The 22810-nt window shown below is 42.2% G+C and carries 21 protein-coding genes; 3 read left to right on the top strand and 18 right to left on the bottom strand.

Annotation, left to right across the window (positions count from 1 at the left end):
* The first annotated feature begins 3 nt into the window (after positions 1 to 3).
* The gene (locus WKT13_RS03670; protein ID WP_340322884.1) at positions 4 to 564 is read left to right on the top strand and encodes a 7-carboxy-7-deazaguanine synthase QueE; all 561 of its coding nucleotides are present in this window, start codon (positions 4 to 6) and stop codon (positions 562 to 564) included.
* The gene (gene cls / locus WKT13_RS03665; protein WP_340322883.1) at positions 561 to 1988 is read left to right on the top strand and encodes a cardiolipin synthase; all 1428 of its coding nucleotides are present in this window, start codon (positions 561 to 563) and stop codon (positions 1986 to 1988) included. Before WKT13_RS03670 ends, cls begins: the two co-directional genes overlap by 4 nt.
* Positions 1989 to 2174: 186 nt before the next feature.
* On the opposite strand, the gene rsmD is transcribed toward cls, so the two are convergent.
* From rsmD to WKT13_RS03650, 3 genes are read right to left on the bottom strand one after another with little or no spacing between them, the layout of a single operon-like run.
* Positions 2175 to 2705: a 16S rRNA (guanine(966)-N(2))-methyltransferase RsmD gene (gene rsmD / locus WKT13_RS03660; protein ID WP_298618634.1), complete on the bottom strand. Its 531-nt coding sequence runs from the start codon at positions 2703 to 2705 to the stop codon at positions 2175 to 2177.
* Positions 2702 to 3490 (bottom strand): DUF3822 family protein, encoded by a 789-nt coding sequence (locus tag WKT13_RS03655; protein ID WP_340322882.1) that lies wholly within the window; start codon positions 3488 to 3490, stop codon positions 2702 to 2704. Before WKT13_RS03655 ends, rsmD begins: the two co-directional genes overlap by 4 nt.
* Positions 3491 to 3497: 7 nt before the next feature.
* Positions 3498 to 3983: a hypothetical protein gene (locus tag WKT13_RS03650; protein ID WP_340322881.1), complete on the bottom strand. Its 486-nt coding sequence runs from the start codon at positions 3981 to 3983 to the stop codon at positions 3498 to 3500.
* Between the two features lie 249 nt (positions 3984 to 4232).
* On the opposite strand from WKT13_RS03650, the gene WKT13_RS03645 reads away from it, so the two are divergent.
* Positions 4233 to 5729, top strand: coding sequence for an ATP-dependent DNA helicase (locus WKT13_RS03645; protein WP_340323107.1), 1497 nt, complete (start codon positions 4233 to 4235; stop codon positions 5727 to 5729).
* Between the two features lie 828 nt (positions 5730 to 6557).
* Here WKT13_RS03645 and WKT13_RS03640 read toward each other — a convergent pair.
* From WKT13_RS03640 to WKT13_RS03570, 15 genes are all read right to left on the bottom strand, one after another.
* The gene (locus WKT13_RS03640) at positions 6558 to 6848 is read right to left on the bottom strand and encodes a RyR domain-containing protein (protein WP_340322880.1); all 291 of its coding nucleotides are present in this window, start codon (positions 6846 to 6848) and stop codon (positions 6558 to 6560) included.
* Between the two features lie 75 nt (positions 6849 to 6923).
* Entirely contained in the window at positions 6924 to 7637 is a 714-nt protein-coding gene (locus tag WKT13_RS03635) for a PrsW family intramembrane metalloprotease (protein ID WP_340322879.1), read from the bottom strand.
* A 5-nt stretch (positions 7638 to 7642) separates the two neighbouring features.
* The gene (locus WKT13_RS03630; protein WP_340322878.1) at positions 7643 to 8800 is read right to left on the bottom strand and encodes a toll/interleukin-1 receptor domain-containing protein; all 1158 of its coding nucleotides are present in this window, start codon (positions 8798 to 8800) and stop codon (positions 7643 to 7645) included.
* On the bottom strand, positions 8790 to 11390 hold the full coding sequence (locus WKT13_RS03625) for a DUF2225 domain-containing protein (protein WP_340322877.1): 2601 nt from the start codon (positions 11388 to 11390) through the stop codon (positions 8790 to 8792). Before WKT13_RS03625 ends, WKT13_RS03630 begins: the two co-directional genes overlap by 11 nt.
* A gap of 100 nt (positions 11391 to 11490) precedes the next feature.
* Positions 11491 to 12636: a toll/interleukin-1 receptor domain-containing protein gene (locus WKT13_RS03620; RefSeq protein ID WP_340322876.1), complete on the bottom strand. Its 1146-nt coding sequence runs from the start codon at positions 12634 to 12636 to the stop codon at positions 11491 to 11493.
* A gap of 56 nt (positions 12637 to 12692) precedes the next feature.
* Positions 12693 to 13784, bottom strand: coding sequence for a macro domain-containing protein (locus tag WKT13_RS03615; RefSeq protein ID WP_340322875.1), 1092 nt, complete (start codon positions 13782 to 13784; stop codon positions 12693 to 12695).
* A gap of 24 nt (positions 13785 to 13808) precedes the next feature.
* Positions 13809 to 14759 carry a RyR domain-containing protein gene (locus WKT13_RS03610; RefSeq protein WP_340322874.1) on the bottom strand — a complete coding sequence of 317 codons (951 nt, stop codon included), beginning with the start codon at positions 14757 to 14759 and terminating at the stop codon, positions 13809 to 13811.
* Positions 14749 to 15300 carry a DUF1492 domain-containing protein gene (locus tag WKT13_RS03605; RefSeq protein ID WP_340322873.1) on the bottom strand — a complete coding sequence of 184 codons (552 nt, stop codon included), beginning with the start codon at positions 15298 to 15300 and terminating at the stop codon, positions 14749 to 14751. The genes WKT13_RS03610 and WKT13_RS03605 overlap by 11 nt, the downstream gene beginning before the upstream one ends.
* Positions 15293 to 17281: a hypothetical protein gene (locus WKT13_RS03600; protein WP_340322872.1), complete on the bottom strand. Its 1989-nt coding sequence runs from the start codon at positions 17279 to 17281 to the stop codon at positions 15293 to 15295. Before WKT13_RS03600 ends, WKT13_RS03605 begins: the two co-directional genes overlap by 8 nt.
* Positions 17282 to 17542: 261 nt before the next feature.
* Positions 17543 to 17671: a zinc-ribbon domain-containing protein gene (locus WKT13_RS03595; protein ID WP_340323106.1), complete on the bottom strand. Its 129-nt coding sequence runs from the start codon at positions 17669 to 17671 to the stop codon at positions 17543 to 17545.
* Positions 17672 to 17679: 8 nt separating this feature from the next.
* Positions 17680 to 18048, bottom strand: a complete 369-nt coding sequence (locus WKT13_RS03590; protein ID WP_340322871.1) for a zinc ribbon domain-containing protein — start codon at positions 18046 to 18048, stop codon at positions 17680 to 17682.
* A 2-nt stretch (positions 18049 to 18050) separates the two neighbouring features.
* Entirely contained in the window at positions 18051 to 18314 is a 264-nt protein-coding gene (locus WKT13_RS03585; protein WP_340322870.1) for a hypothetical protein, read from the bottom strand.
* A 20-nt stretch (positions 18315 to 18334) separates the two neighbouring features.
* Positions 18335 to 18973 (bottom strand): M48 family metallopeptidase, encoded by a 639-nt coding sequence (locus WKT13_RS03580; RefSeq protein ID WP_340322869.1) that lies wholly within the window; start codon positions 18971 to 18973, stop codon positions 18335 to 18337.
* The gene (locus WKT13_RS03575; RefSeq protein ID WP_340322868.1) at positions 18939 to 19235 is read right to left on the bottom strand and encodes a hypothetical protein; all 297 of its coding nucleotides are present in this window, start codon (positions 19233 to 19235) and stop codon (positions 18939 to 18941) included. The genes WKT13_RS03580 and WKT13_RS03575 overlap by 35 nt, the downstream gene beginning before the upstream one ends.
* A 25-nt stretch (positions 19236 to 19260) precedes the next feature.
* Positions 19261 to 21888: a hypothetical protein gene (locus tag WKT13_RS03570; protein WP_340322867.1), complete on the bottom strand. Its 2628-nt coding sequence runs from the start codon at positions 21886 to 21888 to the stop codon at positions 19261 to 19263.
* Positions 21889 to 22810: the final 922 nt, after the last annotated feature.

Genomic DNA, 22810 nt, shown 5'->3' with positions numbered 1-22810 from the left:
CCAATGAAACGAGTCAACGACATTTTCTACTCCATTCAGGGTGAGGGACGCAATGCCGGACGCGCAGCTGTGTTCGTGAGATTCTCCGGATGCAACCTGAAGTGCTCGTTCTGCGATACCGATTTTGCTGATTTCCGCCTCATGAGTGATGAGGATATCATCGCAGAGATAAGTCAATGGCCGGCACGTCTGGTGATTCTTACCGGAGGAGAACCTACGCTTCAGACCGACGCACCGTTTATAGACAAGCTGCACGATGCCGGGTTTGAAGTGGCGATGGAGACAAACGGCACCAACATACCGCCCGACAACATAGACTGGATAACCTGTTCGCCGAAGACGGGAGTGAGACTGCGCCGGTGTAACGAACTGAAATGTCTGTTTGACGAGAACGGCCGCGCTGACGACTTCGGCATAGAGGCTGACTACTATTACGTCCAACCATGCGACACCGGCGACGAAGAGTGCAACCGTCGCATAACCTCTGCCTGCACAGAATACGTGAAAGAACATCCGGAATGGCGCCTTTCGCTCCAGATACATAAACTCGCCGGTTTCAAATGATATACATCCACTGGATTCCGATGTTGCTTTACATCCTCCTGGTTGTGGCAACGATAGTCACTGTTTTACTTGACAACCGTCAGCCGGTGAAGACAGTGACGTGGATTCTCGTGCTTATCTTCATTCCTTTCATAGGCGTCCTGCTTTATTTCTTTTTCGGTCAGAACACGCGCAAGATGCGTTTCATCAGCCAGCGCAGTCTCGACCAGCTCACCAAACGTTCGATGTTCGAGTTTGCCGAGCAGAAAGATCTGCAGCTGCCCGACCGCTACAAGACACTCATACAACTCTTCAAGAACCAGAGCCTTTCGTTTCCGTTCAAGGACAACGAGGTGGAATTCTATACCGACGGCCACAGTTATTTCCTCTCACTGTTGCGCGAGATAGGCCGCGCGCGCAAACATATACACATTGATGTCTATATTATCGACGACGATCCGTTGGGCCGTCTCGTCTCCGACGCACTCATAGATAAAGCCCGTCAGGGCGTAGAGGTGCGTCTGATATACGACGATGTGGGCTGCTGGCACGTGCCAAATACCTTCTTCGAACGTATGCGTGACGCGGGAATAGACGTACATGCGTTTATGCCGGTGAAGTTTCCGGCGTTCACAAGCAAGATAAATTACCGTAACCACCGCAAACTTTGTGTCATCGATGGTGAGGTGGCGTTTCTCGGAGGAATGAATATCGCCCGGCGGTATGTCAGCGGCACCGATGCCGGACAACCATGGCGCGACACCCATCTGCGTGTGCGTGGCGGCGCGGTGTATGCCGTGCAGTGTGCTTTTCTGATAGACTGGTATTTCGTCGACCGCACTCTCATCTCGAACCGTAAGTATTATCCTGCACTGCACAATGCCGTTACGGGCGGCAGTCTGGCGCAGGTGGTGACGAGCAGTCCCATTGCTCCGTGGCCCGACATCATGCAGGGCTACGTGCGTATATTGCTTGAGGCGAAGCATTACGTTTACATGGAGACTCCTTATTTCCTTCCTACAGAACCCATACTGTTCGCTATGCGCACGGCAGCGCTCTCGGGTGTTGACGTGAGACTGATGGTGCCGATGCACGGCGACTCACGTCTGTTGGAGTGGGCGAGCATGACCTATGTGTTCAACACTGTGAAGGCCGGTGTGAAAGTATATCTTTATACTTCAGGCTTCAATCACAGCAAGCTGCTCGTGAGCGACGACTATCTGTGCACCTGCGGCTCCACGAATATTGATTTCCGCAGTTTTGAGAACAATTTCGAAGCCAACATATTTCTCTATGGTGAGGAGACGGCCATGCGCGTGAAGCAGATATTCCTGACCGATCAGGAACAGTGCGTCACCTTCGAGTCGGCCATCAGAAAGAAGAAACGTCCTTTTCTCCGCCGCCTTGGCGAATCGTTGGTGAGACTTCTGTCACCGTTGTTGTGACGTATTTGTTTATTTCCTTATTCTTTGTTTTTCATGTCGGTATGCGCTATTGTTGTGTGCATGCGTGTGTTTTGATGTTTTTCTGGTTTTGTGATGAGGCCGGAGCATGGCGTATGTTAAGTGCCGGGGTGTCGGAACAGCCGATGGCACGGGTGCGAAAAGATCATTCCGTGCCGAGGCCGTGCATTATTTGAACAGCGAGAAGTTCACGCTACCATAGCTGCGGTGTTCCACAAAGTGTTCGTGAGCGGAGAAGTCGTTATCCTTTCCGTGTTCGAACACCAGCAGTCCGCCGTCCTTCAGCAGGCCATACTGGAATATGAGCGACGGTATCTCGGGCAGCTGTTTCAGTGCGTAAGGCGGATCGGCGAAGATGAAGTCGAACTGCTGCTTGCAGCTTTTCATGAATCTGAACACGTCGCCGCGGATTAGCAGACAGTCGTCCGTGCCTATCTTTGTCATGCACTGGCGTATGAAGGCCGCGTGGTCGCGGTCGGCTTCCACGCTCACCACGTGGCTGCATCCACGCGAGAGCAGTTCGAGCGATATGCTTCCCGTACCGGCGAAAAGGTCGAGAGCCACGGTACCGTCGAGATCCATGTATCCGTTCACCACGTTGAATATGTTTTCCTTTGCAAAGTCGGTGGTTGGCCGGGCTTTGAACGAGCGCGGAACGTCGAAGTGACGTCCTTTATATAATCCTGTGATAATTCTCATCTTCCTTTGGCGTAATACACCTGCAGGTCGAACGGCAGCCCCTTCATCTCGGCTGCAGCGGGGAATCCGAAGTCGGCCGCAGGATTTATCATGTAAACATTTGCTATGTACTGTCTGAGCAGTTCGGTCAGTTTGTCACGGTCGATCATGTCGCCGGCCATGTGCAGTTCGGCGTCGGTGGTGTCGAGTCCGAGCTGTTTCCACACATACATTATGTAGTACAGCACGTCGTTGGCGTGTGCGGCCTCAAACGAGTTGCAGTATATGAAGCGGTTCTGTCTGAAGCTCATCAGCTCCACGCGCTTGTCGTGGAAGTAGGCAAAGAGCTTGCGGTGGGCGCCTGTGAAGCTGCGTCTGTGCATGTAGTTCCACACGGGCTGCATCAAAGGCATGATGGTGGAGACGGGAAAATTGTCGTCAACCACCAGCTTCAGGTCGCTGTTCATGGTGAAGGCAGCCACGGCGTTCTGTCCCGGCAGCACAGCCGTGAGAATCTGTTCGCTCTTGTTTGTCGTGAACATGTGCGAATAGAGCAGCTCGGTGTTGTTGTCCTCAAACTCCTCTATGGGTATCATGAGCACCGGTGTGTCCATCATCACCGTGACCGAGGCATACTTGCGCCTGAGCAGTCTGCTCTCGGCAAAAGCCAGTCTGAGGTTGGCTGCCATTGACATTCCGGGGTTCACGTCGTAAGGTTCGTAGTCTATGCCTCCCCCTTCGGCCCTTTTGTCGGTGGCGAACGATAGCGCGTTGTTGCTCACTCTTATGGTGAGTTTTCTGTTCAAAGAGTTTCTATTCCCAGTTTCCGTCATTGTCGTTTGGTGTTGTGAGGTCTCCTATTTTCAGCCCCGGGTATCTTCCTTCGGCCTCGGCGTCTTCGGTCAGACGTCTGGTCAAGCCGGAGTTGAGTCCCCGCAGATAGGTCTTGTATTCGGCCCCGCACTCCATGAGCGGTATGGTGCGGCCGCTTCTGGTGGTCTGCATGGTGGCAGAGAGTCTGAAACGCTGCCCTTCGGCATACGGCACATACTGAAGCGAGTCGGCAAGAAAACCTCTGTCTATGAGCTGTGCGAAGCTGCCTGCATATGAGCCGGTGGCCTTGCGGTAGCGCTCCTGTGCAGTTCTTATCTTCACGAGCCGTTCCTTCACGGCCGTCTCACGCTGTGCCCGCTGCCTGTCGAAGTTCACCGGCGAGCAGATGCTCATGGCACACACCGCGGTCATTGCCGCGACGCACACCAGCAGTATGAGGTTTATGGTTCTCGTGGATAACTGCATACGGATGGGGTTTTTGCCGTTGTCGTTCATTAATGAATATGCAAACTTACTAAGAATTTTCGTAAATACGGCAGTGCATGGCCCATTTTCGCCTAATTTAATAGGCCGGCGCGGCCTTATGTCGGGCAAAAAGACTAATTTTGCATGCGCCGTAATGGCACAGACACCATTGACAGTGGGGCACGCAGAAGCGCGCTGCCGTCTGCCGGAACTTGCGGCACGCACACGGAAAGAGGAGGAATAAGAAGAATGATAGCTGACGAACTGACATACATGATAGCCGAAAATCTCGGCTTTGAGCCTACGGCAGAGCAGCTGGCGGCCATGCGTACGTTTGCCGCTTTCATGACCGACCGCTCCGACCGCGTGCTGATGATAATGCGCGGATCGGCCGGAACGGGTAAGACTTCGGTGGCTGGAGCCATGGTGCGCACCATGAAGCAGCTGGGCTGCAAGGTGGTGCTGATGGCGCCCACGGGCCGTGCTGCCAAGGTGTTCGCGCTCAATGCCGGACACGCCGCCTGCACCATACACCGCCGCATATACCGGCAGAGGTCGCTGGGCGGAGGATTCAGTCTTGCGCCAAACATGCTGTCGGACACTCTCTTCATGATAGACGAGGCATCGATGATAGCCAACGCCGGTTCCATAGACTCGCTTTTCGCGGGCGGACGGTTGCTCGACGACCTCACGTCGTTTGTCTATGGTGGGCGCAACTGCCGCATGATACTCATCGGCGACCGCGCACAGCTGCCTCCGGTGGGCGAGGCCGAGTCGCCGGCACTCAGCGGTCTGTTCATGGAAGGCTACGGACTGAGGGTGTATGAGAGCGACCTCAACGAGGTGGTGCGCCAGGACAGCATGTCGGGCATACTCTTCAACGCCACCGCCATACGCCGTATGATAACGCACGACCGCCTCACGCTCATGCCCAAGGTGAGATTCGGCGGATTTGCCGATGTGGTGATGGTGAACGGCAGCGAGCTCATCGAGTCGCTCGTGTCGAGCTATTCGGCCGTGGGAATGGACGAGACGATGGTAGTGACACGCTCGAACAAGCGCGCCAACATCTACAACCAGGGCATACGCAACACGGTACTCGGGCGCGAGGAGATGCTCACTACGGGCGACCTGATAATGGTGGTGCGCAACAACTACTACTGGGCCGGCAAGGACGCACCCACCGATGCGGGCATAAAAAAGGACGCTGCGAAGAAGGCCGACCGCGGAGAGACGGACACAACGGACGCCGCAGCGACGGGCATATCATTCCTTGCCAACGGCGACAGGGCCGTGGTGCAGCGTGTGAGAAACGTGCGCGAGTTGTACGGATTCCGCTTTGCCGACCTGTGGCTGCAACTGCCCGACTACGACAACTACGAGTTGCAGGCCACCGTCATCACCGACAGCCTGACAACGGAAGCACCGGCACTGACGCGCGAACAGAACAATCTGCTGTTTGAAAATGTAATGGAGGACTACGCCGACATACGACTGAAAGCGGACCGGATAAAGAAAATAAAGGAAGACCCTTACTTCAACGCGTTGCAGATAAAGTTTGCCTACGCCGTGACGTGCCACAAGGCGCAGGGCGGACAGTGGGCGCACGTTTATCTGGATCAGGGATACATGACCGACGACATGCTCACACCCGAATACATCCACTGGCTCTATACGGCCTTCACACGTGCAACCGAGAAACTGTTTCTCGTCAACTGGCCGAAGACGCAGACCGCCGACAGCTGATGTGCACGGCTCCGCCACGACAGTGTCCCGGTACTTCCGCTTTTCATGCCATGAGTTTCCGTTTTTCGTTATCTTGTGTTTTGTTCTTTACACACAAGTCGTCTGTATCAGCAAAGCGTATCCCAATTCAGTCCGTCTGTTGCCGTTCCAATATATTTTACAACATCCGTATTTGGTAAAAAATCTTTACACTACCCCCGTTTAAAATTTAAATATTTTCCATCGCAGTCACTTCTGCTCCGAAATACGCGATTTTCGCGAAGTTAACTTATGTTGCTGAATATCAGTGTGTTATGTGTTTTGAGACCTGTTTTGCCCGTCGTTGCGTCTCCGCCACCTTGCCACTGCGTCCTGATAATGCCTTTATCGGCATGCGATACAGTCTTTCTCAGCTCATGATATGGCCTTTTCGGGCATGTGATATAGTATTTATCAGCACCTGATACGGCCTTTATCATCACCTGATACAGCCTCTTTTGACACCTGTTAATGTCTTTTCGGGAACTCCTCGTCACCCGACATTCAGCGAAAAAAGATGCACGCGGCAGCGTATCGCGGTGGCTTTTGCGGCATTTTAGGAATAAGACGGCGCAAAGAATGGGCTTTTCCGGCTGTACGTCTGACGTAGCGGAGTGCCGCGACTTTTCCTCTTCCGTCCTGCAAGCACCATTTCGCGACTCCCGATTTTCTATTTTGTCAAAAATCGAGGAACTTTTTTTGGTAAAAAAATTTTACAATTTGTTTTGGATATTGCTTGATGTTTTAGTGTTTCTGAATCATTTTCTCAATGACCGAAATAGTAGTTATGAACCACCGATGTACTGAATTTCAGATTTTGGAAATTCTGAAATTCAGTTTTGTTATCAGTCTGAGCGTTTCCAACGCTGTGTTGCGGTCGTAGTTCTTTTCTTCTTCGGAAAGTTCCTCGTAAGGTATGAGACAAGGGTGAGTTTTAAGTCTGTCATCGCGTAGTTCTCCATATCTCCATCCTTCATTCATACGGTTTTTCGCCCATACCTCATGCACGTTTCTGGCTATTTGCTCAATCAGCGTATCCAATTCCTTTGGCAATTCAACGTTTGAAGTATCGATTGGCTCCGGTACATATTCCTTTCTCATATTGTGTTATATTTTATATTTTGTCATAAAGAGTTTGAAACAAGGTAAAACCTATCATCCGGATGTTGTTTATTTTTATGAAGCACTGTTCTTGGTGTCACGATTTATGAGTTCCGTTATCTTTATCCGGCATGCCTTGTGCATTTTTATACACAGAAGAATCAGTACGATGAAACATATTATGCTGACCTCAGGATCTATGTTGGCGGCAAATGCCAGGGTGTCGTAACATCCGTGTGCAATCACCGGAACGAGCAATATGTTTGCCCGGTTGCGCAGTGAACGCCTTACCAAACGGTGGATAGAATAAAAGTATCCCATAAGCACCGCAAAGGCATAATGCCCCGGAACCGACAGCAGCGCACGGCTTATGGCTACTGTGTGCCAGTTGTCGGGGTTGGACGAGACATAAAGGATGTTCTCCAAGGCAGCGAATCCCAATCCCACGCACACTGCATACATGATGCCGTCATAGTGTTCGTCGAAATAAGGATTGTGACGCAGTATCATCCACAACGCCAACAGCTTGAAACATTCTTCCGGTATCGCGGCCACCAGGAATGCGTCTGCAAGAACATATTCTAAGGAGGCGGTATCTGTAATCAGTGTATTCACGATATGATTGATGCCAAACTCAACGGCAACAATGGGAAAACAAATCAGCACACCGTATGCCAATGACTTTGCAAGCAGTGATGCCGGTTCCGGCCGTGGATCTTTTCTGTAGGTGTATATCAGCAGTATGGCTACCGGAAGAAGTGCGGCAGCAAGCAGGATGAGGTAGTTCATATCAATCATTTGTTATTTTTGGTAAGTATTACATCGTCAGCTCCACAGGGCATATAGAGCAGGCTGTCTTCCAACGGAACAGCGGCCGACACTTTGTAAACCGGTTGTTGAAGCGATAACGGAACGAAGAGTGACACACGACCTTCAGAGTCGGAAACTGTTTTTTGCCCCTGTATTTCTACCTGGCAATCACTTACTGTCTTTTCAGTATATGGATTCCATAGTCTGAAGTTTATGTTGCCATAGACAGAAACGTCACGACGAATCGGTATGGTCATGCTTTCTTGTAAAGTCACAACCGTATCAACATTGAGAAAATCCTTACATCTCAATGATATGTGTGCGTCTTTTCCGATAAATCGCTGGGGTATGTTTACAAACGCGCCTTTGTCTCTTAACGAACTTATGGTGTCGGTCTTGGTCTCATTATCAACGGTGAGGGTGATGATCGCATCTTTCAATGGCGGCAACTTGCTGTTGTGTTCGCTAAGTTCATTCAAAGCAAACTCAATCTTAACAGGTCGGTTGGCTTGCCATGCTAAGCATAATGCAGCTATAACTGATGCTGTTCCCAGTGTCCATGCGGCAATCTTGGATTTTAGTCTGCGTTTGTGACGCTGCCAGATGGCGTCAAACTCAATGCCGAGCAGTTTGGTTATAAGCTGCACATAAGCACGTTCACGGTTAAGCCACGGCCAACGGTAAATGTTCTCATGTATGTTCGCACCAAGAATTTCGGGTATCTTCAGTTCGTCAACAACAGGATTGAAACACTCCGTAGCCTCGTCGCCACTGTGTGGCCTGCCTTCTACTATAAAGAAGTGGATGTTGTTCTGACGTCCCAGACTATGAAAGTATTCTATTTCCTTACCGACCCATTCCGATTGTGCTGAATGTGGCGAACAAACTACTATCAGATTTTTCGAAGCCCTAAGTCTGTTTTTCAATTCATCATCAAGTCCGCCGGGCTGTATGTCGGTGGGTGCAAAAAACACTGGGCGCATGGGCTTTCGTTCCCATCCATGTTTGCTGCACAATGTTGTCGGCAGACTGTATCCCTCCAGTTCCTTCTGAAGTCGTCTGCCCCAAGCCGTATCGTGCGAGCTATAGCTTATAAAGGCAAAATATCTGAACTTCAGTCCTTTATCCTTGTTATTTTTCATTTTTCTGTTCTTTCTTCCACTTATTATATGCTTCAGTTATTTTCTGCTTTTCTTCCTTGCTTACAAATTTAAGTCCGAGTTGCATTCCTATTTTGTTTTCAAAATGATGTTTTGTTATCACTCCGTCTTTCATCACGACGATGTCTTTGGACTTATCTTTAAGTTCATTATTCTTATCAAATAAATCGGTAGGGCTTTTATGATTCCAATCTGCAAATTCAAGAAGGTAATATTCTCCGCTCATTCCCTGTTGGTATGCAGGAGTTTCATCAGATACAACCATTGCAGTAAAAGCCTTGTCGGACGTGAAAGATGAATATTCATTGCTTTCCAAGGATGATGATTTTATCAGAGAACGATATAGAAATGATAACAATGTCTGTATATTAACATCATCGGCATTCAAAAACGTCTTTCCTATTTCAACGGCTTTAAGTAAATTTGTTTTTGCTTCAGAATATAATTCTTGCATATAATAAGTTATGCCAATATTACTATAACAGGTAAATACATCGAGATGATTTTCACCGAAAATTGACAAATATATTTCTAATGCCTTATCGTAATATTCCAATGCTTGGTCATAGTTCTTCAGATCACTATAAACACCGCCGATATTGTTATAGCTCATTGCCACATAAGAATGTCTGTCTCCGAAAATTGACAAATATATTTCCAACGCCTTATTGTAATATTCCAATGCTTGGTCATAGTTCCCCTTGTTATAGTAAACAGCACCGATGTTATAGCAGCTTCTCGCCACATCCGGATGTCTGTCTCTGAAAATTGACAAATATATTTCCAACGCCTTATTGTAGTATTCCAATGCTTGGGCATAGTTTCCCTGACTAAAGTAAACAGCACCGATGTTATTGTAGTTTGTTGCCACATTCGGATGTCTGTCTCCGAATACCGATAAATATATTTCCAACGCCTTATTGTAGTATTCCAATGCTTGGGCATAGTTTCCCTGACTAAAGTAAACAGCAGCGATGTTATTATAGCTTGTTGCCACATTCGGATGTCTGTCTCCGAATATTGACAAAAGTATTTTCAACGCCTTATTGTAGTATTCTAATGCTTTGGCATAGTTTCCTCGGTAAATACCGCCGATATTGTTGTAGCATGTCGCTATATCTGGATGTCTGTCTCCGAATACCGACAAACGTATTTCCAGTGCCTTATTGTAGTACTCCAATGCTTTGGCATAGTTCCCTTGGCTATCGTAAACACTGCCGATATTGTTGTAATTTGTTGCCACGCTGGGATGTCTGTCTCCGAATACTGACAAACGTATTTCCAGTGCTTTATTGTAGTACTCCAATGCTTTGGCATAGTTCCCTTGGCTATCGTAAACACCGCCGATATTGTTGTAATTTGTTGCCACGCTGGGATGTCTGTCTCCGAATACCGATAAATATAATTCCAACGCCTTATTGTAGTATTCCAATGCTTGGGCATAGTTTCCCTGACTAAAGTAAACAGCAGCGATGTTATTGTAGCTTGTTGCCACATTCGGATGTTTGTCTCCGAATACCGACAAGTATATTTCCAATGCCTTGTTGTAGCTCTCCAATGCCTTGACATAGTTTCCCTGATCATTGTAAACCAAGCCGATGTTGTTGTAGCTTGTCGCCACATCAGGATGTTTGTCACCGAGTTGCTTAACTGCAGAATATAATGCACGCTTATATAATACCATTGCCTTTTCGTAATCAGCAAGGTAATCAGCAATGAATAGTCCCGCTTCCAACTGCCAGTTCATATTTGTAGTATCAAGTTCTGCTCGCATCTTTATGTAATAAGCAGCGGAATCTCTCTCTGCACGGGTCAGACAAATGCTGTACTTACTGTAAAGCAAATCGGCAAGACGGTTTTTATCATTTTTTATTGACGTAAGGTCGGCAGTGGCGTTCTCCATTATGTCACGTCCTATATTGAGGCGTTCATTTGCCTTCCTTTCCGCTTCCTTGTTCTCCTTAACCATCTTTTCCAAAGAGCCTGCGGTTGAGATAAGCGAGTCTGCCCGTTCCAGCTCTCCGTTCTCAATGGCAATGTTTATTGCTGCATTCAGAGAGTCGATTGTGGCATAGTCGGTAGAGGCATAGCGCTCAGCCATGCTGTTTATCAGACTTTCATATTTCTCAAACCATGTTTGCAGATCCTGAAGCTGTTCATGGTAAGAAGCTTCGCTTATCGTCTTCTCACTTAATTGTTTTTCAAGTTTGGATATGCGCTGTTTGTAAGTCTTCTCCGCACGACGGTAGGAATTGTCTGAAATGCGCCTGACATCCTCTTCCTTCTCCCTCGTGTTAATCATGACAATCTCTATCGGTACCTTTGACGAGTAAGTAAAGGCACGGCCGATGGTACGGTTGTCGGCAAGCTCGTAACCTGATTTCCTGACAGAACTTAGATAAAACGCGTCACCGGCCTTTGCCTTCGACGTGGTCATCTCAAACTTACCGCCGGCCCCGCTCAACACAGCTGTGTGACTGCCACGCTGGCGGATTGTCACGCCCGGCAAATAGACAATCTTCTTGTTAGGTCGCAAAGCCGTACGGACAATGCCTCGTTGTGTCTGTGACATAAGTACGACGGATTGTAATAGGAATATCAAAACAGTGACAAGTCTATAATTTCTGAAAAAAGAAATAATATTTCTATGCGACATATAGGAACTATTTATATTAGTATTCTTTTAATTTGGAGACAAGAGCGTCTTGCGAAAAATAAAAATTCACAAAGACAGAGTCTTTCTGTAATTTCTGTTTTGCTTCGGATACAAATGTATTCGCATATTCAAGAATCAGGTCATCAATATCAGCTTGCCGATAAGCTTCGTGTGATTTCTTGTGTTCGGCTACTTCAAGAAAAGAACTTGTGGTGGAAGCAAAGTCTAAAAATATATTGTTGTATCTGTTATCTTTGGTGCATATTGTTGTTACGGTGGATCCTCGTTTCATGGATGTAGGTAATCTTGAAAATTTAAGAGAATCAGCACCAAGCTGTTTTACCATGTCATAGCGTATGTCATCAATCCGTTTCTGGTGATTCAGTATTTCTTCTTGCTTTATAGGCATAAGAACATAAATCTTGAAGTTCTGATCTCTGTTTTTCATATATGATATGACCGGTTGCAGAAAGTTGTTGACATATCCAACCATAACAGAACGCGGGAAAACATCTTTCTCGAACTGTGCCAAGTCCTGTTGCTTTCTATATTGTGAGAAAAGACTCAATATTATTATAATAAGAGATAAAATAAGGAATCCAACATACATGTAATATTTCTTTTTCCTTTTTGCTGCATAATTTTCATATCTGTTGTACAAATATGAAAAATCAATTCCGAGAAGGTAGGCAGCGATTTGGTAAAAACAATAAGTATTTGCCTCGCTCTTTTCGCTCAATGTTGTGTTGTAAATAGGAAAATGGCGCTGCATGACACTTGATTTAGCTATGGAAGGTGGAATATTGTCATCCACATTGTCTATGAATATCGGAACTATCTTTGAATAGTCAAAGTTGTGAACCTCAAGAAAATATGTAACTTCCTTATTGACAAATTCAGAGCATACTGAATGTTTACTGCAAATAAGTATGAGAAAGCGAGAATCTCTTAGTGCAGTTTTTATTTTTTCATTGAAAGGATGTTCGTCCACAGACAAATCCTTTACATCTATAAATATAGGACGTAAATATTTTTTGTCTAGAGGACGGTTTTCGATACTTATGGAAACCTTGGGATAAGGATATTTTTCCAATTTAGAATGAAGCCAATGCGCAACGGACTTATCTTTGCGTGAATAAGAAATGAAGGCTAATGTTTTCATATTGAGATGGTCGCGTTTTACAGAATTTACCGTTTATAGGATATATTTTATGTATTCTATGTGTCTTGAACCGTTACTAATTTAGCTTGAATAGTTAGACGTAATTTATCTAAAACATTGTTATCTCTGTCCGAATAATCAATACTGTCAATACTGCTTAAATCATAATTTATCCTTGGTGCATAAGGTGTCTTATCTAATAAAATAGGTATAATTGTCTTTCCGAATTTGTCTGCCAAGCTTATTTCTTTAGCTACATTACTTGAAGCATTTGAGTTTTTAGATGATATGAATATAACTAATATTGCTTTTTTTATGGCATCGCATATGACATCTTTATAATTTTCTCCACTATATATACCATTAACATCAAGCCAATATTTTATGTTTAAATCATTGAGAATACTACAGATCGGTTTTATATTCTCAGTATCTTTACGCGAATAACTTATGAAGACCTGGTGATTCATATTAATTTTTTTAGCATTATCAACCATGTTGGCTTTAGAATAATCATTTGAAACATTTTTATTTTCTCTTTTTTCTATGTCAAGAGAATATTTTGAAGCATATGAGAAACATTCAAAGAAAGGTAAGAAATCCAACTCTGTCATTTTCTCAAAACGATCATAAAGATAGATTTCTACTTCATAATGTTTATTTGTTGCCAACAATACTTCTGAAATTGCTTCAGACATAAGCTGTGCAACTTTTTCATATGGAATTCCCGCAGCACCGGCTCCTATTGCAGGAAATGCAATAGAATGAATGTTATGTGCAGCTAAAAGTTTAAAACATTCTCTTATTGAGTGTTTTATAATAAATTGATAAACTTCATTATTTTGTTTTTGATTCAAAACATATTGACAAATTGAATATTTTTTATCAATCGTTATAGCATGAAAGACAAATTTTTGAGGTAGATTACCAGCTGTGGTTACAACAACATCTCCTAAAGAAGCAGGAACTTTCTTTTTTGTATCTTGTTGTAAGGATTCACCTGCTGCAATAGAAATACATTTGGAAATACCTCCACCTCTAGACAAAAGACAATCATCAGAACTAACAATAACTTCTGTTTTTGTTTTCAGAATATCGCCAAAGCATATTTTTATTTCTGAATTATTTATCTTATATTTTCTTTCCATAATTAATAGTTTTTAGATTCAAAGTCATTTCTTTACAATTTCAAAGCCCAACTTCTTTACAAGTTTTATCGTATTCATTGCCATCAGGCGGTCATATTCTTTTTCGCTGTCTGACAGTGCGGAATACGGAACTAGGTCAGGATGTTGTTTTTTAGCATCATCGCGCACCGGACCGTATGTCCAGCCTTCATTGATTCGTGCTAATGCCCATACGTCATGAGCATTTTCTGCTATTGCCTCGCGCAAATCCAATAGGTGGTCTGTAAGGTCTATATCATCAAGATTTATCGGACGTGGATTGTATTCATCAGGAGATTTAATTGTGCATACCATATAATTGCGGGATTCGCGCCAGGCATTCATGAAATTGGAAATACAGATTTGCTGCAATGACGAAACTGATTCTTGTGGATTGTAGATTGTCAAGTTCTGCCCATAGTTGTCAATAGCGGTGATAACAACCGCATGGTTGGGTAAATCGTCTGAATCCGGTAGAGTCGGATTGAGCTTGTCATTGTTGATAACTGCTATTATATTGTTGCCACGTTTAAGCGCTTCTGTTATATCAGTCAGATTTGCATTATAGGTCCGTGTTACCATTATGCCCTTTAATGATAAAAGCTGTCCCACTGCGTACAGCGGTGTGCCTTTATCTGTAAGCCAGTTGTTTTCGCGGGCGGTATTGATAAGCTCCGACTCACTGAATTCGATGTTATGTCGGTTAAGTATATATGTTTCGCAGTGTACACAGCAAAGATTTGCTCTGCTTTCTGCCGCCATTTGTGCCATTGGCAGGTCTTTATCCATTATTACGCGTTCTTCCTTCTCAAGATCTAAAGAAATTTCAAGAATTTCGCGTATAGAAGAATCAGTTTGCATAGCGTTCAATATTTGTGCTGTCTCGTCGTCGGAAATGTTGCCCTCAAGAAAGGCAGCAAGCAATTCGTCTGATATATTTTTATTATTATTTGCCATAATGCTTAATGTCTTTTAGAGCGGCTTCCGTCAGTGCGAACATTGCGCGCCGCTTGATGTTATACAGATTTGCTGTTGTCACTCCAAGTTCTTGAGCCAACTGTTCTGGTTTCATATCTTCTATTACAAGTTTCCTTATGACATAAACATAACGTTTATTTTGCATAAAGTTAAAAATACGTTCCAAATCAGATTTTGCCGATGAAACAGACTCCGTAGTTTCATTAATGTTCTTATTATAAGGAGACTCCTGCGTTGTGTCTTTTATCAGCAAATTCCTTTTTTTAACGAAATAATGGATTGCCAACACTTTAAGCCATTGCATCAGCGAACAGCGGTATTGGAATCCACGCAGCTTGGCAGCATCGTCTTCCATCAGGTATTGGTACAATTCATTGACGAACTCGTCGTAATCGACTTCATACAAAAAAACGTGGCGTATGATGCTGTAGAAAAGCGGACGGCACCTGACGAAGAAGAACTCCGTAGTCAGCTGATTATCTTTGGCAATTAATCTCTTTATTATTTCCTTATCAGTCATTCGTTTTGTCTTTTAAACCTCTAAGACTCAGTTCTACAATGCCTTTGTCATATCTCAATGTATCAGCCACGTAAGATTTGTCCGAGCGTATCAAATCATTACAACTTAAGAAACAATCATGCGTCTTATGTTTCATAGACTTATGTTCACCATAAACAAAACCTAAAAGCTCCATCTTTGCGTTCCATCGCAAATGCTCGCAATAAGCAAGATTGTTAAACAATGTCTTGTCTGTTTCAGATGTAAGTTCAGGATATTCATTACGCTCATTACGTGAAGTAACTGAAATGAGATGATTAAGTTTTTCTTGATTTTTATCTTTATCAGCAATACCGGCCAATATTAATTTCGTAGAAATATGATAAACATTAGAACGATTTTGCTCATGCTGGTAATAATCCTTAAAAGATTTACCAGCGGCGTCTAGTTTTTCTATTTCCGTATCTTGTTGTAATCCCTTGCTTATGGCATTATAAATAATGTCGTATTCATAATGGAAGTTTTCCACTTTATCTTCCGTGGACTCTTCTGAAAGGTTTTCATAAGCAAAAACCTTTTCTTCTATTCCAAACGCTTCAATTATTTTTATTTCTTTTCCGTCTGTTATTATCCTATATTTCTTTATCTGTTCAAGTAATTGTTTCCTGTTCTCGTCACGCATCCTGACATATATTTTAAATCTGTTAAGATTTTCGCGGTAACAATGTGCGAACTCAAAAATCTGAACGGCAATAAATGCGGCATCTTCGTCATTATCGACAGCTATGACAACGTAATTCAATTGGTTTATTATTTCTTTCATCTTGTCCCAGAACGGCATATCGTAGGTAGAAATATCATCCAACCACTGTATTGAATTGTTGTTTCTAAGAGCCGGAGCATTGACAAGGAACTTCGTTTTAAGCTCACCAAGATGTTTGTCAACTACATATATTTTCTTGTCTTGTTCTATAATATCATCCTTGCCGTCAGCACCTTTCTTGGTTTCTTTGACAAACGAACCAAATTCATAAAGAAACCTGAACACATCGCGACCTGTCTCGCCAAAACCGATAACCATAGCAGTAAACATTGATGACACCGTGCCCGTAACATTGTCGCATTCAACAAAATTGACAGGCTGGCTGTCAGCATTTTTCTTTATCTGCTGTACGGCAAGCATGGACGAATCTATCAAATAAGTATTTTTACAAGCTTTACATGTTTCAAGAAGACTCTTGTTTATCCTATTCTCACGTCCATGACAGTAAATTGATGAAATCTTATAATTATATCTATCCATTAAACTCATCATGGCACAAACGGTCTCTACGTTTCTATGTTCATCCTCAGACAGAACAAAGAATTCTGTTTTGTGACTTCTGCACATGCAACGCCTAAGATTCTTCAAGCCTATTTTCTCAAATATGTCGTAACCATCATAGTTTTTTACAAACTCCATATCTATTAAATTGTCGATAACGGTCAAGAATGTCTTTACATTGCCAGAATTGAGCAGCTCTATACGATCTACATATTCTTCGATGCCGTCGTCAATAGTATGGAAGAAATGACTGAACGTGAAACGCGACGAATGATGCTTGCTGCAATCGCCCATTCTTACGAAAACCAAATAAGCCTTTTTATCTCTATCAACAGACTTTGTATCATTTAATATGCTTTCGGCAACGGTCATTGCCTTCTTGTTAATTCCCCAAAACACATAAAGATTGTAGTCCTTACAGAACAGACTGCGCAACCACAGCCTGCACATTGACATCAACCTTAGCCCGAACAGCCTAAGAATGAAAATAGCGCTTACAAAGACAGCCATGAAATGTGTAATGGAGAACAAAATCATGTAGAGATGATTTCCTTTCAAAGATACACCAACCTCGATCAACTCAGATTCCGATACGAACATTTCCAAAGATGCGATACACGAACGCAAGAACAGCACAAGAAAATCGTTCTTACTGCCGTGCTCGTTGAATCCGATCATATAAACTAAGATTCCGACAATGAAAACACAGACTGCTATACACTTTAAATGTCGGAAGATCCATCTGCGCCAACTGTTACGCAAGAGGCATAATGCCAAAAATGCTAACAATACAACGAACGCAAGAAATGAATATCCGAAATTAAAATCAAAATTATGGTCTATTATGAACTTTTCTATCATTTCAATTATTGACATTATGTATCCTTTCTTTAATGTATGTTTATTTTACTTTACTTATATCCAGTTATCATCATTCAATTATAGCGGCCGGCCACATTCGCTACAGAATCTGGCATTATCGGGATTCTGATTACCACACGACGTACAAAATCTCTTTCCGCTATTTTGTTTTTTTTCATTTTGTCCTCCACTATTCAGAATTATCATATCTAGTGCTATCTCCAACGCTTTGTTATCAAGTTTCGACTGCTCAATAATTCCCCATATTTGTGTAATAAGAACAGGCCAAAAAAAAGCATGGAGATAACTGTCGGTATGGCCTGTTGTCCCCAAATGCCGACACCAGCTTCAAAAAGAATGTTCGCTCCTTGTGGCAACAGCGTTACTTTCAACGCTGTTTTCATACCTAACACGGCCTTAAACATTCCTCCTTTCGTAATTGATAAGTCATATCCACGACCGCTCAGGGGCTCTGCCTTAACTGTATATCCTTCATTTTGAAATTCTTCCTGAATACGTTCTGCTATTTGAGGTATCAACGATTGCGGACCATATAATGTCTTTTTAGTACTGAAAGTTCCCATTTTTATTTATTTAAGTTTAATGATTGGATTGAATAAAAATTATAAACAGCGTAAAGCACGCCAGACTCAACAAGCAACTCTTTAATTTCTACAAGCTGGGCTTCGCTATATTTTTTCTCCATGTCATGAAGCAGGGCAACAACCTTCTCCGATTGTGCCTTTATCTCTTCCTTAGTTACTATGCCGTCTTCCATTATTTTTTTGAAAGACTCGTTATTTACAATAAACTCGTCAATGTTGAGTATTCCTTTTTCATCGAAAAACATAATTGTATAGGTTTTATTGGTTAACGTAATTTATTTCCACAATATTTACAGAAGGTCCAATCTGGTGAGACACTTCTTCCACAGTTATTACATTTTTTGCCTGAAGTTTCTGATTTCAGGTTCTCTTTAAGATTCAAGTATTGTGCACTTTCTCCCCATTTCAGTATTTCCCGTACACGCACCGCATTAAACGGATGGTCCAAGCCCATCGTTACATACAACTGAAGAGTCTTATTCCATAATCCATCCGTACGTATTTCATCATACTTGTCGGCTTGTAAAGCCCATTCCTGCATGTTTATATCTTTTGTCAATTCTTTAGGACCTCCTGCAAGCCGTGCCATTGCGCGGCTTACGATTTCAGGGGATGTTATGATGCTACTGCATCTGTCACACGACAATTCACTTTTTCTATACCAATAAAGTATAGCGTATTGTATTGGAACAGCCAATGTGCCCAATACTCCCAACGAATCTGCACCGCTAAGTATGTATCTGGCAATACTATGATACAAAACGTGTCGGCAGATTATATGGCCGCATTCGTGTGCTATTATGGCGTCGAGTTCTTCATTGTCCATCATTTCAACCAAACCGGATGTTATTGTGATGTATATTCTGGTATCACCAAAAGTCCATGCGTTTGGTATCGGATTCATTATCAAGATAAAATTCAGGTTCGTCAATACCTAATTTGTCGCATATTGGAGGTAAATGGTTATAAATGTTGGGTAATTGTGTTGGTGAAAGTCTTATTGCAGAGGCCATGTTGACACCGTATTGCATTTGCTCCAATCCCAATGATAAAATCTTTTTAACCAGTGCCGGGAATCCTGGAATATTTTCCAATTGTCTAAGTGCAGCCGCGTCTTCTGGATGAATAAATTCCGAAGCGTTTACTTTGATATTAAGTTGTTTCATATACACGTTTCTGATTGATTTTACATTATTTCAATTTTATTTTTCCATAACCGTCAACCAAAAAGATTATTTCTGGAATGGCATTATTAAGATTAATGTCGAACGATTTTGCTTCAAAATCAACGTCGTCCAGATGGCTGTATTCGCAAATGTTTGGATGTATTCTGTTTTCACTTTCTTTAAGTTCGTCTTTCATTAATTTGAAATCACTTTTTGCTTTATCCATAGTTAGTTTCTTTTCAGAATAATTTGTTGATGGAGTCTTATCATATATTGTTGTCAGCAGATACATTTCTTTATATGTGTTATTCAATTTACAGCAGAGTTCATCATCTTCTTTTCTGCATGGGCAGAATTCCATTAATAATTGTTGTACATTCCATCTGTTGTGTTCACATTGTCCCAATATGTCCTCGTTGTCTTTAAGGGCTTTTCGCAGTCTTTTCTCTATATCTTTTATTGTTGTGTTTCCGAACAGTTTTAATTTGTATGCTCCTGCAACATTTTCACAATCAAACAATTCTGGTATAACACCACGTATCTTTTGGTAAATAGTATCTACAAAAAACTTATTGGACCATTTTTTTGCAATGGTCATTTCTTTCCATTTCATTCGTAAGTTTGTATATGTATCCTTGTTTCCAAAGTCTATTTTTTTTAAGCTATTGTCTATGTTATATGCTCCATTTGTCAAAAGCGACTTCAGATACAAAGAACGATCTCTCATGTATTCTCCATAGATCATGCCGAAAGGACGCAGTTTTTTATAACGCTTGTCTTTCTGTTCCGAGCTTCCAAGATTTGTCAGAATATCAGATGCCTCACGTTGATAAACCCATATTTCCTGTACTTTCTTATATATTTCAACGGGCATATACAAGCTTGCAGCTAAAGCCTGATGTGTCTGCGTGAGGCATACAGCTATAGTAAGTTTTGATTTATTGTTTTTAGTAATCCTCTGTAAGTATGTACGTACTCCGTTCGATTCAATTTCTCCTTTTATGAATTCTATTTCCAGGTCAATAAAATTCTTGCCGTCTTGACTCAGATGTGCCCATTGATAGTATTGCTGTTCGGCAGGATCAATCCATCCGAGGTCGGGATCCAACATTGTTGTTGGACAGTTATTCGCGTCAATATATTTATTTCTTGTGAGGCTGAAAAGGTTTGCATATTTTCCTTTAAAATATGCCATTTCCTTATCAGCGTTTGTATCAATAAATGTTATTCTTGATCTAGCCTTTCTGAAATTAAGATAATGAGCTTGAAACATTGCCTGCACGCCCATGGCTACACCTATCTTTGACATCCCGACAACTACGAAATGTACATACTCGTCAGAATCACATGATATGCCTTTCCCGTCCAGAGGGGTATATTCTATAAAATCGGGTCTGATACCGCTGTTGCTTGTTCTTGTCTCATCATTATTGCCTGAGCAGTCTTTATGCTCTCTATTGTCAAATACGCCTTCCACCATCACTCTCTGAGCCCATGTCTCGTAACAGTTGAATGGTATAAAGACGATATTATCGTTTACATTTTCCGGCATGTCTGAATATTGAAAAATTGAATATGTTGTTTGGTATTCAAACATTACTTTACATACTTTTTTGTGTATTTCGTTTTTATCTGTTCTGTTCTTATTGTTTATATGGTCCAGATAATCTGCTATCATATTGACACATTTCATATTCAATGCGTCATGGTATGTCTCACCTTGATCTTTCAGCGTCGATTCACCGAGTATGTATATTTCCGTAGCATTCTCTATGAACAGTTCTGCAAGTTCGGCTTTGGAATCGCGTTGAGCATTATATATAATAACACGTTTAAGATCTTCTTCTGTCAGATGCGATGATAGTTCTTCTCGTACATCCACAGCTTCCTTACAGGTTTGTAGAATTACATATTCATTGTTTCCTTCGCACTTGAAGTTGATTTCTCCGTCTGTTTTGTGCGAGAGCAGATTCTTTATGACAGACGACACAATCTCATTGGCTCCTATTACTATGGCAAATTTGTTTTTCTTTAAGAAAAAACGTGGATACCTGATTTCTCCGCGCAACCAATGCTCCCGTCTTTTGTCAAACCAGTTGGTAAGTATTGATATCAGAATACCGTTTAAGAATATCACTCCGGATATTGCGATTATGGCGACCCATCCACGACCGGCTGTTGATGCTGCCATGTGCTGGTTACCGGGATCCATAAAATGGCTATATACAATCCATAGCAAAGACGGACTATCTTGTTTGTTGCGTAAGTCTAATGGCAAGCTGTCATTTTTAGCATAAAGTGATTCTTCGTAAATAAGTTCTTTTTTTGAACTGATTGTGTTTAATTGAGTCTTTTTTCCTGCATATATTGAAGTTCCGATTATGAGAGTAAATGTAAAAGGCAGTAATACGATAATGCATATGATCCTTCTTAAAAAATGACCGTTCATTAATTTCCAGTCGAAATCAATCCGTTTGAAAAATAATAACACTATGGTATGAGTAATATAACATAGTCCCAGAATTCCTAAAACAGAGATTATTAAGACTTCCAGACAAATAGATAATGGGAAACTTATTATTGCCAGCAGTGTTATTATACCGATAATAATTAGTGGTGTGTCTAATTTTGATAATATATTGTTTGGTTTCATTGCTTAATTATGTTTTTGCATAGTTTGGTTTGGGGTATGCTGTATAATTGCAAAAATAGTAAATAAAGTTTAAAATAAACGGTAAAATGGTAAAAATATATGATGGAATAGAATAAAAATATATCCAATAAAAATTTGATATATAATTTATTTAAACGGAATATGTATTTGTAATAAATGTTGTGATTTTACGGTTGATGATATATTTTGTATGTGTTTTTATATAATTTATGTTTCTACCTGTCATTTTCAAATGATATTTATAACATATGGTTTCGCCTATGTGTGATATAAATTTTTTGATAAAAAATCTTTACACTACCCCCGTTTAAAATTTAAATATTTTCCACCGCAGTCACTTCTGCTCCGAAATACGTGATTCTCGCGAGGTTAACTTATATTGTTGAATATCAGTGCGTTATGTTGATTATTGTTCGTAAGGATTTTCTCCATGTTCTGAAAATGCCTTTATTGCATGCCGATAAAGTCTTTTTTATCGTGTAATACAGTTTGTTTCATGGTGTGATAATGCCTATATGGCAGTGTGATATGGCCTATATTGCGGACGGATATTGTTTTGGTGGCGTTTCGTAACAGATTTAAGTGCGGCTCAAATGTCGTATTTCATGTCTGTGGTTCTTTTTCCGCCGTCTGATATGCATGAGTTTACTATTTCCGGTTTTCTATTTTGTCATAATCAGTCGGACGTTTTTTTGGTAAATTTTTTTTACAATGTTGTGGCTGCGCAGATGTGTTGTTGTGTATCAACTGCGTGTGTGGCGTGGTGTGTATGTCGGGTGTTTATCATGATATATGATTTTTGCAGTATATCAAAACCGTTGCTCATATGGTACATATGATATTATTTTGTAACTTTGTTACTGGATGACTGCATCGTGCAGGATGTTCTTACAGGCGGCGT

This window comes from Prevotella sp. HCN-7019 (genome assembly GCF_037890215.1).
GTDB lineage: Bacteria > Bacteroidota > Bacteroidia > Bacteroidales > Bacteroidaceae > Prevotella.
The sequence above is the reverse complement of the archived record's forward strand: the minus strand, read 5'-3'. Positions and strand labels throughout refer to the sequence as shown.